We start from the raw sequence: 14,836 nt of genomic DNA on the forward strand, positions 1-14,836 counted from the left end.
TCGTCCTGTTGATCAGGTTTGTCGTTTAGTAGTTTGGGGATGCTCTTCAGTGTGAGAAGATCTCCCGCAACACCGAGAACAATGCTGCCGCCTTTGCCGATGGAAACGCTGTAAATGTACAACTGTTGAATGACAAGTAGAAAACCGATGATTGGATTGAATAATTTGTAGATAGGCCCGCCATTCGGCAGGGCTGTAAGTCCTGGCGAAGACGGACTGTAATTGGCTTTTTGCAGCAAGGTCGATGTTACGGAAAAGCCTAATGAATAAGGAAACGGTGCAATGGCGGTTCCTGTGATGCCAAATGTGTTTTGCATCAGTCCCCAGCCGACGCCTAGATTGAGGAGCGTGAGGATAATTCGATCAAGAGGATTGTGCTTTCTTTCCTCAAGCATGCGCTCTAACGCATGGAAGTGGAACCAATCGGATTGAATCGAATACACGATGCCAGCGCCAACGACGGTCGGATTCTTGACATATGCTTGCTTTGTAAAAAGCAAAAAGGCGAGAAGCGCCTCTATTTGCATATAGGCTTTTGCCGGAATGCTTTTTCGGGGCGAGTTGGCGGGATTTCGTAGATAACGAGGACCCCCCGCTGTCAATCTGGTAAACAAGGGACCTCGTACGACGAATGAAAACTGACTTGCTCGAAAAGTGACGACATTGATATCCATGTATCCAAGGACGAAGAGCAGTCCGAGAATTTGTCCGAGTTGGACGCGCGATACCTGTGGAAACCAGCTCATTTTTGTCTCACCGTCTTGGATGTACGTGCTTGAGTCACTTCGTCAAGCGACCGTTTCCACACAGGTGTCAACTTAACGATGGCATACAATGTCAATATGGAAACACCAGTGACAGATACGATACCAAACGCATCCCGGATCTTGTTGGTGGCTCGATTGATCTCGTTTTGATTTGCGTTGTCGATACGCACTGGTGTTCAACTCCTTTACGAGGGCATGAAAAAGAAAAAGAAAAACAACGCGAGTCCTGTAATGAGGAGGATGGCGTCGTGAAACAGATCTGATTTCGTGACTTGTGTAGACTCATTCATAACCCCACTCCGTCCGTAAAGCATCATGGATTATCTTATGTTTCACCTTGGGAAAAGCGTGTGCGGATGACGAGTTCTAGCTGCAGGCGCTTATATTTCTTTTGTCCATTCGAGCATTTGATATGCAACCGGTTGGTTGCGTATAATGGGCACATGGATAACGTGTTCAAAGCCTTGGCGGACGCCAGCCGCAGACAATTGCTTGACGCATTGTACACAAAAAATGGACAGACCCTCACAGAACTGTGCGAACACCTCAACATGACCAGGCAGGCTGTGACAAAGCACCTTGCAATCCTGGAAGCGGCCTGTCTGGTGGTGATAGAGTGGCGGGGGAGAGAAAAGCATCATTACCTGAATCCAGTCCCCATTCACGAGATTTTCGTGCGCTGGATTCACAAGTACGAGCGTGCGCAAATGGAAGCATTGCATGCACTAAAAACCAAACTTGAGGAGGATGAACCAACATGAATCAAAACACCTATCTCTATGTGACATATATTGCAACCACTTCGGAAAAACTCTGGCGCGCACTGACGGAGGGGGAGTTTACGTCTCAATATTTCTTCAGTAGACGCATCAAATCAGATTGGCAAGTTGGCGCGCCTGTGCATTACCATCGACCGAATGGAGACTTGGATGTGTTCGGTGAAGTGCTGGCGGCCAATCCCTACACGCATCTATCGTACACATGGAGTGTTCCTGGTGATGTCACGGAGCGAGAAGAGCCCACGCGCGTCACGTTCGACATTGAATCCATAGATGAGACGACCGTGAAGCTCACTTTGAAACATGAGAACTTACTGCCAGAAGATTGGTTTGAGGAAGGCCAGGGATTCTACGGATACAACAACGGCTGGCCGGCAATTTTGAGCAATTTGAAGACCTATATGGAGACCGGAAAAGCGTTGCCGCCAATTGTTGCTGATTAACAAGACAAAATCGGCGTGTCCTATATCTTTCTTTGCGAAATCTTTGACATGCAGGGCGTGGTGACGTGGCTTCCTGGTGCGCTAGGATAAATGTAATACCCCCAATTGGTTCCTGACTAACCAGAGTATCCACGTTACGACGGAGCGTCTGGCGATTCCCTCACTCCACACTTCTTTGAGCGCCGAAACCATGGATGGGCGCTTGTTGATGTTTTGGTATCTCGGCGTTTCTGGCAGAGCCAAGCGCAATATGATGGTGTACAGCGCTGGAATGGCGCCAATCAAGAATACAATGCGCCAACCTGCAGATGGGATGACGAAGAACGAAATGAGCGCTGCGACCAGGGAGCCGAATGCCCAGAACATCTCCAGAAATACGACGCGTCGCCCGCGCACGGCTTCTGGCGATGACTCCAACACATAGGTGGTTGCGACAGGCAGTTCGCCGCCGAGGCCCAACCCTACGAAGAACCGCAGGACAAAGAAAATGCCGACACCTGTGGCAAGCGCCGATAATCCTGTGGCCACACTGTAAATCAAAAGCGTCCAAAGAAAAATGTTACGGCGTCCGAATTTGTCTGCCAGCGAACCCGCAAATGCCGAGCCGACGGCCATGCCTATCATGCTGACGCTGCCGATCAGTCCAGTGGTGGTTTGCGACAAATGCCATTGTTTGGCCAGTGAAACCAAGACATAAGACAAAAGGCCTACATCAAAAGCGTCAAACAGCAAGCCAAATCCGGACGATGTCAAAATTCGGGCGGCAGAAATCTGACGAGTTGGTACGTGAGAGAGTGTTCTGCTTTGCATCGTCGTGCCGTCTCCTTTCGGAATTGTGATTTAACTCGTTATATGTGTGCATACACCCAATTGTGCATCGTGGTGTGCGACTAGAGAGCTTTTTCACATGTCTCCTAGAACGAATGTTCGTTTGAAACAAGGATTTATGTGACTGGACGTCGAAATCAACGCGAACATGTGTTTTGGTTTCGGAGGGATGACTTTGTCGCGGATTCGCTTCCTACATACGGCTGATCTTCACTTAGGCGCATCTTTTACGCGGTTGTACGAAAAGGTTCCGGACAGTTGGACGGCGATATTACAGCGAGCGGCTGACGAAGTTTTGGCGCGCATTGTGGATGTGGCGTTGGAACAACATGTCGATGTGGTCACCATTGCGGGGGATCTGTTTGATGCGCCGGATCCGCCGGTGTCGGCGCAGTACGAAGCGTTGCGCCAGTTCAAACGCCTTGCGAAGGCAGACGTTATGGTGGTTTTGACGCATGGTAACCATGACGCAAGCATGCGCGCGCCGCTCTTTGCCTGGCCGGAAAATGTGCATGTGTTGGCTGCGCCTGACAACACAACCGATGTTCAGGATATCTGCTTGCAAATTCACAGCTTAAACGTCCAATTCAGTGGCTTTAGTTATGTGTCATCAGAACTGTACGGTGCGCAGGTCGCTCAATTTCATCGCATGCCGACCATCGATGTGGCAGTTGCCCTTTATCACGGTCAGGTGGGGCCAAGTTCCGGCCGTCATGCCGCTTATGCAGCGGCATCGGTGCGTCAATTGGCCGAACAAAGCAGTTTTGACGTCTGGGCGCTTGGTCATTTGCACGGCTATGCGGAATTGCATCCACAGCATCCGTTGATTCTCTATCCCGGCGCACCGCAGGGCAGAGACAGTTCAGAGACTGGCGCACACGGTGTGGCGCTGATCGACGTCGAGGCGACGAAGCCCTGTGTGGCGACTTTTGTCCCGACCGCAGGCGTCGAATGGACGAAAATATCCATCGATGTCAGTGACAGTCAAGGATTAGAGGATGTGTGGCAGTCCATTCGCGCTTATTATCGGGGGATTGTTCCGAGCACACCGCAAGTTATACATCTTCATCTACATGGCTACACCCCGCTTCATGCGCTGTACGCAAACCCAGAGACGGGCACTGTTTTACAAGCGGCCGCCGATGACGAAGGGTGGCCGCTGTGGATTCATCGCTACACGACGGCGTGTCAAGCGGAATTGGATTGGCATGTCTGGGAACAGTCAGATGGCTATGTCGGCGCGCTTTTGCGGTTGCTGGAGCAGATGGATGCAAACGCGGAAGATTTCATCGCTGAGATCCTCACAGAGCTGGACTCTCCAGAAGCAGAGCTGGTCATGCAAACACTGGCGAGCGGGGCGGAGCAAAAGGCAGATGTGATCATGCAGACCAGACAAATTCTGTTAAGTGCGATGAATGCGGAACAGCCGGTTTGAGAGCTGGTAGAATGGAGGAAACAGCATGCGGGTAAAATCTGCGCGGATTGATCAAGTAGGGCCATATCACGGAACCACGCTCGATTTTTCCACCTTCGGGCTCAACGTGCTTTACGGCCCCAATGAAGCGGGAAAGACGAGTCTGTTGGCAGCCTTGCGCGGCGCTCTGTTTGGCCAGGTTCACTTGGCAGAGGGGGGGCCGTCGCTTGACACAGGGGCGCACGTGATATTGCGTTTGGCACAGGAAGATGGTTCTTTGCTGACGCTCGAACGGAGTCTTGCGCGGCGCCGTCCGCCGCGACTGACGTTTGCGGATGGAACACAGGCGACCGGACAAGCTGAACTTGTTCGCGCTTTTCCCGAATTGGCCAGTGTTGAGCAAGTTTTATACGAAACGTTTTTTACCGTGCAATTGGCTGATTTGGTGGATTTTTCAAATGCGCCTTCGACACTTGCCAGCCAACTGTTCGGCTTACAGGCGCCGCTTATCAATCCGTATGCGCTCGAAAACGATTTGGAGAAACGCGCCAAGGAAATTTACAATCCGAGCAAGCGGGCGAGCAAACCTGTGCTGAATGCCCTGCAGCGGAAGCAGGCCGAATTGACTCGGCAATTGCGTGAAAGTCACGATCACGCAAAGTGGTACAGACAAACGGTGAATACCAAGCATGCGTTGACGCTGAAGTTGACGGAACTGACGCAGGAGATGAAACAGGTTGACATCGCTTATCGCTTTGTCTGCAGTTCGCTTCAGTTGTGGGACACGGTCTTGGCGTTTGTGGAGTTGGAACAGGCTTTGGCGGCGTTGGGGGCATGCCCGACAGGCGCATTTTCGCTTTGGTCGGAAGCCGCGGTGTGGCTTGTGGAATTGGAACAGGCAGCTGTGCTGGAAAAGGAGCAAAATGCACAGTTGGCGGCGATGAATGAGCAACTTGAAGCGCTGTCCACACCGGCTTTTTGGATAGACGTGCGCGGTGATCTTGAAACGTGGAATCAGCGGTTGACACGCATGGAATATGTGTTGACCGAATGGCGTGAGATGCAGCAGGCTGTCGATGAGGCGGAACGGGAGCTCATGCGGGTGCGGGGAGAGGTGCCCGGCACTTGGACAAACGAACAAATTTTGTCTTTTGGCGGACGAGACGAGTTGCCGGCTGGGCTCTTTGAGGCTGCGCAGGCGTGGGAGACGCAGGTGCGAGAAGTGCAAGATGCAAAACAACAACTCGATTTTGCCACTGCGTGGGAACAACAGCAAAAGCAGCAGGCAGAAGACTACTGCGCAGCGCAACGGGCAAATCGGCCTTTGGAAACGCCAAAAGACTCGATGCAAGCACTTTATCAGCAGATGAGTACAATCAAAGAACGGCGAGAGGCCGTGCAAAGAGACGCGCAGCGCGTGACAGACTGGTTGGCGGATGTGCCGTCTTTGGCTGGAAACGCAGGCGGGGTAGCGAAGGCGAACATGGGAGTGCCTGGTGCTGCTGTGCTGCTCTTAGGCGCCGGTGCTGCCGTGGAGGCGTTCCAACGGGATTGGCTGCTCGTCAGCGGGTTTTTGACAGCCGCGTTGGCGTTGCTCGCCTGGCTCTTATGGCAGCAGTCTAGGCATGTGCGCAGCAGTGTGCAAAAACAGCACCCCACGCCGCGTCTCTCGACCATCCGCTGGCAGGACTGGTCGGAAGAGGGGGCGAGATCGTTATTGCAACGCCTGCAGCAGCAAGTGCACACTTCGACTGACGAATTGCACAAGGTCGATCACGCCTTGGCCAGCGTATCCTCTTGGCGAGACGCGTTGGCGCAACGGCGCTTACGTGAAACGGAGCTCGAAGCACTGCAGCGCCATTTGCTGTCGTATGAACAGACGTACAAGGCTTCATTGGCTCAACACGGCAGTTCGGGTATGCTGTGGACAACGGCGCAATTGCGGCAAATCTCGGAGGCTTGTCGAATGTATGTGAGGTGGCGGGACAAGCGTGATTTGGCGCGAAGAAAAATGGACGAGGCCCAACAGGCTTGGACGGGATTTAGCGAGGCGTTTGCAGAGTGGCTGCGCAAACAGGCGCAGCCACCGTTTGACCTTGGTTTGATGGATGGCGCCTTAGTCACACCGGATGTATCGGAGGTTGCCGTTGATATACTCGCTCAGTTACACGCACATGTACATCAATGGATGGAGTTGGCGGAAAAGGCTTTGCAGGAGTCGATGCGACGGCAATCGCTTCAGGCAAATCTCGCGCATTTGCAGACAGCCATTGACAATCGCTGTCTCGTTGAAGTGGAATTGCGAGAGAAAATCACGTCCGTGTTTCGGCAGTTGAACGTTTCTGATGAGCAGGCATTTCAACAGGTTTTAGAGCGTGAAGAGAAGCGGTTGGACTTGCACAAATCGCTGGAAACTGTCCGCAACCGCCTGTTATCCGCTTGTGCCAGTGAAAGGTTTGCAGCCCGTGTTGTCGCGCATGTGAAGTCCAATTCACATCGCGTGATACAACTGGAGCAAACATCACTGCAGAACAAACTTGAGCGACTAGAGGCCGAAGTGAAGGAGACACAGGAGGCGTTGTGGCAGGTCAATCACGCCTTGACCACGAGCGAGACGAGCCAAGACGGCGCGTCCTTGCGCTGGCAAATCGCGCAATTGTCGGGGCAAGCGGAAGGATTGAAGCAGTCGTTTGCAGCGTTGACGCTGGCCCGCGCGTTGAGCCGGGCCGCGCGAAGGCTGGTTGAGGCAAGGGAAAACTCGCCTGTGTTCACCAACGCCAGTGAATTGTTGTCGCTTATCACTCACGGCAAGTACAGACGAATCGGCGTTCCGCTCAGCAGTGATGGATTGCAGAATCTGTACGTGATTGATTCATTTTCACAAAGCTGGGCCTTGAATCGTTTATCAAGAGGCACGCGTGAGCAGATTTTTCTGGCCTTGCGCTTGGCTGTGATTCGTCAATATCGAACACAAGGCGTTATTTTGCCTGTTATCTTGGATGATCCACTCGTCAATTTCGATGATGACCGTACAGAGCAGATGCTCGAAGTATTAGCCATGGAAGCTGAACAACAGCCGATTATTTATCTCACTTGCCACAAGCGGTTCTTAAAAGACAGGTTTCAATCTAAGGTGGTTCACAATGTGAGCATCGTGAACGAAAGCGAGGAATTGGTTTGACAGACGTGCGCGTTTGGCTGGGGCCCACTGGGAGCGGAAAGTCATGGAAAGTTGTCGAAGAAATGCGTGTCACAACAGCAGAAAAACCGTTGGGAGCGCCAATCTTTTGGGTGGTGCCGGATGACGTTGCATTTGCCGCTGAACAAATGCTGATGGAGCAAGTTCACTCTGTACTCCGCCCCGAAGTGATTACCATGACCCGCTTGGCGGAACGCGTGCGCAGCAGCGCCGGTGTCAACCAGTTGCAATCCATCAATGCCGTTGGCAAACGACTGTTGTTTGCCTCGGTGTATCAAGAGGTGCGTGATGCGCTTGGACCACTGAAGCGCGTGCAAGCGAACAGCGGCTTTCATGAGATGGTCCTGGCAGTGTTTGATGAAATGACTCGTTTTCAAGTTGATTTAGATGCGCTTCAGGGCGCTTTGGAGGCAGCGGCGGCATCTTTGGAAGCCGACTTGCCGACAATGCGGACAAATGCAGGGCGTTCGCTCATCGGCAAACTGCATGACTTGTGCTTGCTTTACGTCCGCTACAGAGAAGCGCTCGACGAACGCGCTTTTTTTGATCCCGCTCGTTGCTTCCATGATGCGGCGCAAGTGGTCGCATCGATTCCTTGGCTATCGGAGGCTGAGATTTACATAGATGGGTTTATGGCACTGGAACCGCAACAGTTCGCTTTGTGCATCGCGCTTGCTCAACATGTGAAGCGAATGACGTTCGTACTGCCACTGTCTGAACCCCTTGTGTTGCAAGCGCGCGACAACAAAGCCACTTATCTATCCAAACAAGTTGTCATAGAACCGCTTGCGCGTTTGTTGCCTGCAATTTCAGATTCGCTTGCCGCACATGTGCCAACAGCCGCCTACACGTACCTGCAATTGGTGGAGCGGTTAGCGGAAGCAAACTTGCCATTTGAAGTTGAGGTGTTTTCGCAAACACAACGATTTAAGACCAAAGCGCTAGCCGAGATCGAAGCGAATTTGAAACGTGCTGTCGGCGTGGTTCACAGGTCTGTGCCAGCGTCCGATGATGTCGCCAAAAGTGTCCGTTTCTGGCAGGCGTCCGATGAACAAGGTGAAGCTGCAGCCGCGGCGCAGGCGATTTTACAAGCGGTTGCGAACGGTGAGATCCGTTACCGGGATATTGCGGTATTGGTGCCATCCCTTGCTGAGGATGGCCCGCGTTTGCAGGAAGCCTTCACGCAGTGGGGGATCCCGCACGCGATAGATGCATTCCCGCCGCTTGCGGCTCACCCGCTCGGTCAGCTTTGTCTTGCTGCCATGCGCGTTATCATTGACCAATTTTCGGCGGATGCCATCGCGCGGCTGTTACGCACTGAATATTGTCCGCTGTCCGAGCGGGATGCGGATTGGTTGGATATCTATATTCGGAGATATAACGTGTCTGGTGAGTCAAACTGGTTGACAGATACATCCTGGCGCTTTACGGCGGATCAAGCAGATGAAGTTCGGATGGCCTATGCAGTTCGCGAGGATGCGCGCGCGATGGAGTTGCGAGACGAATTGCGCGCAGTGCTGGAACCATTCGCTCAAGCGTTGGCTGGTGCGATTGTCACGCCAGCCAAGTTGGCGCATGCGCTATGGGATTTGCTTACAGGCGTGGGGGCGAAGGAAAAGGTCGCCGCTCTGGTCGTCAGTGAGGACGGTGAGCGCAACCCGCTGTTGGCCAGCCAACACGAGCAAGCGTGGCAGCAGGTGGTCGCCCTTTTGAACGATTTGTCGAGCGTGTATGCAGATGCGTCTTTTTTGCGTGAAGAGCTATTTGAGTTTGTGCGCGACGCGTTTGTCGGTGAACGGCAAACAAGTATTCCGAGCGGTGTGGATCAGGTGTTCATCAGCACATACGCGCACGCGCATATGTGGACCAAACAGCACGTATTTGTGCTGGGGTTGGACGAGCGCGCCTTGCCTGCCAAAATCTCGCCGAGCGGGTTGCTGCAAGACGAGGAGCGTGAAATGTTCCATCACTTGTTCGGGGTGCCATTGGGATGGACGACAACGGAGTTGATGGCTGCAGAACGCGCCGCTGCATACATGTTGTTTACGCGCGCATCACAGCGCTTGACCGTCAGCTTTGCGTCGATGAACGGCGGTGCACAGCGGCAGCCGTCGCCGTACTATCTACACCTGCGCGACATGCTTGGCGCAAACAGCGAAATGGTCGACACGGGGGCCATCATCGGCGTGGAAGACGAGGAAAAAGTCTCTGTCATTCGCGCCTCGACGGCGGTTGAGTGGATGATTCAACAGTTGGCGCAAGACAAATCACCAGCAGTTGTGTCACAGTTGCTTGGCAAACCGCGCATGCGAGCCATCGCACACTGGTTTACCGCGACAGAGGCGCGCCAAGCGGTGTTAAAAAGGGCATTGCAGGGATTCTATCATCACCTGCCGACAGGGTGTATCGACACAGCGCGAGCTGTTGCGTTGTACGGACAGCCGCTGCGCACCAGCGTACACCGTCTCGAGACATATGCGGCGTGTCCATATCGCTACTTCCTTCGCTATGGCTTGAATGTTGAACCATTGCAGTTAAATGGCATGCAGGCGTCCGATGTCGGAAATTTGCTGCATGATACGGTATTTGCACTGGTGGACCAGGAAAGAACGGGAAATGTGCAGTTTGAGACACTGACGCGTGATGAGATGGTCAATTTGGCCAAGCAGGTGTTTGAAACACAGTTGGAGACACCAAAGCATGCATTGTTTCAACAGCGGCCCAGTCGCCTGGCAAAAGCGCTCGATTTGCGGTTGCAGTTAGAGGCGATTGCAGAGGTGCTCTGGTTGCACGCGTGTCACAGCAAATTTCGGCCCAAGCAGTTGGAATGGTCGTTCGGCATTCAAGGGGATGACTTTCATTATTCGCTCTCATTGGAAGATGGCGCAGAAGTTCAACTACGTGGTCGGGTGGATCGCCTGGATACCTATCAGGACGGTGCGACAACGTGGTTTCGCATCATGGATTACAAGAGCGGGGCCAAGCAACGCCTCGATGCCACCCGTATGTTTTATGGCCTGCAACTGCAACTGATTTTGTACACTGCGGTTGTTCAAGCCTACTTGGGCAAAGACGGGGCGCCACAGCCGGCTGGCGCGTTTTATATGCCGTTGTTGGCCAAATTGCCGATTGCACAGACGCCGCTTGCAAAGGATGCAGCCTTGACGACACTGCGACGCGCTTTGCGCGCCGAAGGTTACATGCACCTGGATGGAGACGCCATCGAAGCGATGGATGATACGCTGCAGGCAGGGAAATCAGATCTGTTCGCAGAGGTCTACAAACAGGATCAGACGTTGCGCAAACAGGCCAAAGTTTGGACACAAGCGCAGTGGGAGCAAGTGATCACGCTGACATTGACGCGCATACGCGAAATTGCGTCACGCCTGTTGGCTGGAGAGATCCCAGTTCGACCATATCTGTACTCGCACCAAGACACTGCCTGTAGGACATGTCCGTTTCAAGGTGTTTGCCACTTTGAGTCGACAGATCATCGAGCGGTGTACAGGTGGCTTCAGCCAAAGCGGATGGACGAAATTGTGTCTGAAACAAAGGAGGGATCCTCTTGAAATGGTCTAGTGCGCAATCGCAAGCCATTGTGACGCAAAATCGCAATTTGGTGATCTCGGCTGGGGCGGGATCCGGCAAAACAGCGGTGTTGGTGGAACGTGTGCTGCAGTTGCTGGAGGCAGATGCCACACTTCATATTGAACATTTTCTGGTCATGACGTTTACGGAAGCGGCGGCAGGGGAAATGAGACAGCGCCTCGCCGATGGCTTGCATGCGCGCATGGCAGAAGCCCAAAAACGGCAGGCGTCATCGGAACTCGCCCGCCTGCGCCGTGAGATAGAAGCCTTGTGGCAAGCGCAGATATCCACCATTCACAGCTTTTGTCTGGATATCGTGTCACGCAACGCGCTTTTGCTCAATTTGGCGCCAAATTTTCGCCTGTTGGACGAGAATGAGCGCCGTGTGCAGTTGATCTCCATTGCAGAACGGATTGTGGAGCAATCGCTCGCGGGTGAAGCGAGCCATGCGGTGCGTGAGATGATGGTCCAGTTGCGGTTGACTGATGTCCGTCACTTGGTTCGCGTCTTGCTGCGTCTATATGAGTTGGCTCGCAGCCAGGTTTCGCCTAATGAATGGTTGCATCAAGTCGCAAAAGCGTATCCTGCAAATCCGGATAAACTGGCGGATACGCCGCTGGCGGTTCCGTTCTATGCGTGGATAGACGAGAATCTCGAAATGGCGGATCAATACTTCACACGTGCCGCTGAGATCGCCTTCCACATTGAGGAACTTGAGAAATACAGCGCGTGGCTGCAGGAGGCCTGTGCGCGGTTGCAGCAAGCGAAGACCGCCGTGAACGCGGCGGATATCGATGCGGCAGCGGATGCATTGTATTTCTGGATTTCGGGCAAATCGCCAAGCACTCGTTACAAAGGCAGCGAGGCACAGCAAGTGAAGTCATTGCGCGAAGCAGGCAACAAAATCATCAAAAAAATTGCGGCAGTTGTCGTGCGTGGCGAGTCGGCGCTGCTTGCCGACGTGGTGCAGTTGTCACCACATGTCGACATGCTATGTCAGTTGACAAGTGACTTGTTGACTGAAAGCGAGGCGCATAAACAGGCGCATGGGGTGCTTGATTTTAACGATTTAGAGCATTTGGCATTCGCTGTATTGAAGCACCCGGACGCTGGAGAGGCGACGCGGTTGCAGCATGTCTTTCGCCATGTGTTTGTCGATGAGTACCAGGATACCAGTCCGATTCAGGATGCATTGGTGGACATTGTGACACAAAACCAGGACAATTTATTTGCCGTTGGCGATGTAAAACAAAGCATCTACCGTTTCCGCATGGCCGAACCTGGGCTGTTCTTGCGCCGTTACGGGGCGTATCAGGCTGGGCAAGGCGGATTGGCGATAGATCTGATTGAGAATTATCGCAGTCAGCGCGAGATCGTTTCCTTTATCAATTTTACATTTGCTCAGTTGTTTCGCGAAGAGACGACCGATTTTGCTTATGATGATCACGCACGCATGGTCAGCGCAGCGAGCTATCCCAGAGCCGCTACAGACGATGCTGCTTTGGTAGAGGTTCACCTGATGGAAAGATCTACGCGTGATGATGAGGTGGATGATGAATCATCCGAGACGAACGAACAAGTAGATCTGTCCGCCATTGAGCGTGAGGCCCAAGTCGTGGCTCGACGCGTCAATGAGATGTTGGCGCAGGACAACGTTCAAGTCTGGGACAAGTCGCTCGGGCTCATGCGGCCAATTGTTCCGAAAGATATCGCTGTATTGTTGCGATCCGGCAGAGGCGCGCTCAACACGGTGTTAGATGTCCTGCGCGCACGGGGGATTGATGCGACGGCCAGCACGTCCACAGGATTTTACGACGCCTTGGAAGTCAAATGGCTGTTGGCGGCATTGCGCGTCATCGACAATCCACAGGACGATGTCGCGGTTGTCACATTTTTGCGTTCCCCGCTGTGCGGATGGGATGAGAACATGTTGGCTGCGGTTCGCCTTGTACATCGGGGGTCGTTTTGGGATGCACTGAATAAGCTTCGGCGTCAAGCTGGCGAAGAATTGGAAACGTTGTTACCCTCCGTTTCGAAAGATGCGTTGGCAGCGTTGAAGAGCGCGGCAAATGTGGTATGTGAGCGTGTCGCGCTTTGGCGCGTGAAATCCCGTCGTGTCGGTGTTTGTGAGCTGTTGCAGCAAGTGGTGGTGGACACCGAATGCCTTCAATACTTTGACGGCATGACCAGGGGGCAAGCCCGCCGGGCGAATGTAGCACAACTGCTCAAGGTGGCTCGCGCGTATGATGAGCGAACCGGCTATGCGGGTTTGTTTGGTTTTGTCCAGCAATGTGAACGAGAGGATGCGGCTGATTTAGACCTTGGCGCAGCCACGCCAACCGTAGAGGACGCTGTGCAGGTGATGACCATCCATCGCAGTAAAGGGCTTGAGTTTCCGGTGGTGTTTGTCATAGACCTAGGCAAACAGTTTAGATTGACACAAGAGGACATGTATTTGAACCGCACGTACGGTGTGGGCATCGTGGCTTATGATCAAGCCACGCAACAGCGCTGGCATACCATGTCTTCCATTGCTGTCTCGCACGCAGAACGGCGTGCTACACTCGCGGAAGAGGCGCGTATACTCTATGTCGCGTTGACCCGTGCGAGGGAGCGGCTGATTTTGGTAGGGTCGGCGCAAGATCTGGTTAAAAAATTGGATGTGGCTTTATATGCGCATGACCAGCATAGACAGGCGCTTTTGCCTGGCGCGTTCATGCAGGCAAAATCCTATATGGATTGGCTGTTACCCGTTTTTTTGCGCCACCCCAAGGCACAATCGGTGCATCGCCTGCTGGATGGTTCTGTTTGGGACAGGCATGTGTGGTCCACAGAAGCGGGGGACGTTCATTTTCAGGTGTATGTCGACGATAACGCACAAATGCACAATCCGAATTTGCCAAATGTGGAGCGCGAAGACACATCGGCCGCGGATGAGGCCATTCAGGATTGGTATCAATTGATCGCCGATGCGGCCGCAGTTGCAACAGATGTGTCGTCCATTCACATCATCGAGGATGCAGAAGAGGCGGTGCAATCGCTGTATGGCAAGGTATCGGCAACAGACATGCGGAGGTTGCATGTCGCCTTGATGCAAAACGACAAACAGCGTCCAGCGCGCGGCGCCGCTGCGTCTTTGCTGGAGGATCCGGTTTTTGTCCGGCCAGACACCACGACGCCGCGGGAAGAAGGCGTAGCATTTCATCAATTTATGCAGCGTGTCCCGCTGCCGATTGGCGACACGCCAAGCGATGTGATGGCAGCATTGGCTGACTTGGTGAAACGAGGGGTGTTGGCCGAAGAGACAGCTCGTGTGGTCAACGTGCAGCAAGCGACGAATTTCTTGCAATCGCCATTAGGCAAACGCATGCGGGAAGCTGTGCACATTTATCGCGAGCAGCCATTTTTTCATCGCATTGACGTGCCTGTTCACCAACAGGATGGAACAATGCCGATTGTGGTGCAAGGGGTGATAGATTGCCTGATAGAGGAGGAGCACGAGTGGGTTGTCATTGATTACAAAACGGACAATGTCAATCAGCTTGAGGCGGTCAATCAGGCAAACGAGTACACCGCGCAAGTGGCGACGTATCTTGAAGCGCTGAAGCCTTTGACAAGGACCAAGCCCGTCCGGGCATATCTGTACTTTGTCCGCGCGGATACAGCCATTGAAGTGCCACCGATGCGTCTGCCAGATGTGTTTGTAGCATTGCAACGCAAAATGACCACTCATCAAACGGAGATTTGAATGATGAGCGGCTAGTTTGATGATTTCAGCACCCACATGAAAGCCCTGCATCGCCACAAGCGATGCGGGG

At 53.3% G+C, this 14,836-nt stretch carries 9 protein-coding genes; 6 read left to right on the forward strand and 3 right to left on the reverse strand.

What is annotated here, in order from left to right:
* Both ACFSB2_RS23845 and ACFSB2_RS23850 read right to left on the reverse strand, forming a co-directional pair.
* A partial coding sequence (locus ACFSB2_RS23845) for a hypothetical protein (RefSeq protein ID WP_377945610.1) occupies window positions 1–746 on the reverse strand: 746 nt, incomplete at its 3' end.
* The gene (locus ACFSB2_RS23850; protein ID WP_377945611.1) at window positions 743–937 is read right to left on the reverse strand and encodes a hypothetical protein; all 195 of its coding nucleotides are present in this window, start codon (window positions 935–937) and stop codon (window positions 743–745) included. The genes ACFSB2_RS23845 and ACFSB2_RS23850, both read right to left, overlap by 4 nt.
* Before the next feature lie 273 nt (window positions 938–1,210).
* Here ACFSB2_RS23850 and ACFSB2_RS23855 point away from each other — a divergent pair, with 273 nt between their 5' ends.
* Both ACFSB2_RS23855 and ACFSB2_RS23860 read left to right on the forward strand, forming a co-directional pair.
* Entirely contained in the window at window positions 1,211–1,528 is a 318-nt protein-coding gene (locus tag ACFSB2_RS23855; RefSeq protein ID WP_377945612.1) for an ArsR/SmtB family transcription factor, read from the forward strand.
* On the forward strand, window positions 1,525–1,989 hold the full coding sequence (locus ACFSB2_RS23860) for an SRPBCC family protein (protein ID WP_377945613.1): 465 nt from the start codon (window positions 1,525–1,527) through the stop codon (window positions 1,987–1,989). Before ACFSB2_RS23855 ends, ACFSB2_RS23860 begins: the two co-directional genes overlap by 4 nt.
* Window positions 1,990–2,070: 81 nt before the next feature.
* Here the strand turns inward: ACFSB2_RS23860 and ACFSB2_RS23865 are convergent, their stop codons facing one another.
* On the reverse strand, window positions 2,071–2,799 hold the full coding sequence (locus ACFSB2_RS23865; RefSeq protein ID WP_377945614.1) for an MFS transporter: 729 nt from the start codon (window positions 2,797–2,799) through the stop codon (window positions 2,071–2,073).
* 193 nt (window positions 2,800–2,992) lie between these two features.
* Here ACFSB2_RS23865 and ACFSB2_RS23870 point away from each other — a divergent pair, with 193 nt between their 5' ends.
* The 4 genes from ACFSB2_RS23870 to addA are packed head-to-tail and all read left to right on the forward strand — an operon-like array spanning window position 2,993 to window position 14,766.
* Window positions 2,993–4,252: a metallophosphoesterase gene (locus ACFSB2_RS23870; protein ID WP_377945615.1), complete on the forward strand. Its 1,260-nt coding sequence runs from the start codon at window positions 2,993–2,995 to the stop codon at window positions 4,250–4,252.
* A gap of 25 nt (window positions 4,253–4,277) precedes the next feature.
* A complete protein-coding gene (locus ACFSB2_RS23875) occupies window positions 4,278–7,412 on the forward strand; it encodes an AAA family ATPase (protein WP_377945616.1) in 3,135 nt (1,044 codons plus the stop codon).
* A 5-nt stretch (window positions 7,413–7,417) separates the two neighbouring features.
* A complete protein-coding gene (locus tag ACFSB2_RS23880) occupies window positions 7,418–10,999 on the forward strand; it encodes a PD-(D/E)XK nuclease family protein (RefSeq protein ID WP_377946001.1) in 3,582 nt (1,193 codons plus the stop codon).
* Window positions 10,996–14,766: a helicase-exonuclease AddAB subunit AddA gene (gene addA, locus ACFSB2_RS23885; RefSeq protein ID WP_377945617.1), complete on the forward strand. Its 3,771-nt coding sequence runs from the start codon at window positions 10,996–10,998 to the stop codon at window positions 14,764–14,766. Before ACFSB2_RS23880 ends, addA begins: the two co-directional genes overlap by 4 nt.
* Window positions 14,767–14,836 lie beyond the last annotated feature (70 nt).

Origin of the sequence: Alicyclobacillus fodiniaquatilis (assembly GCF_042678105.1) — a bacterium.
Taxonomy (GTDB): domain Bacteria; phylum Bacillota; class Bacilli; order Alicyclobacillales; family Alicyclobacillaceae; genus Alicyclobacillus; species Alicyclobacillus fodiniaquatilis.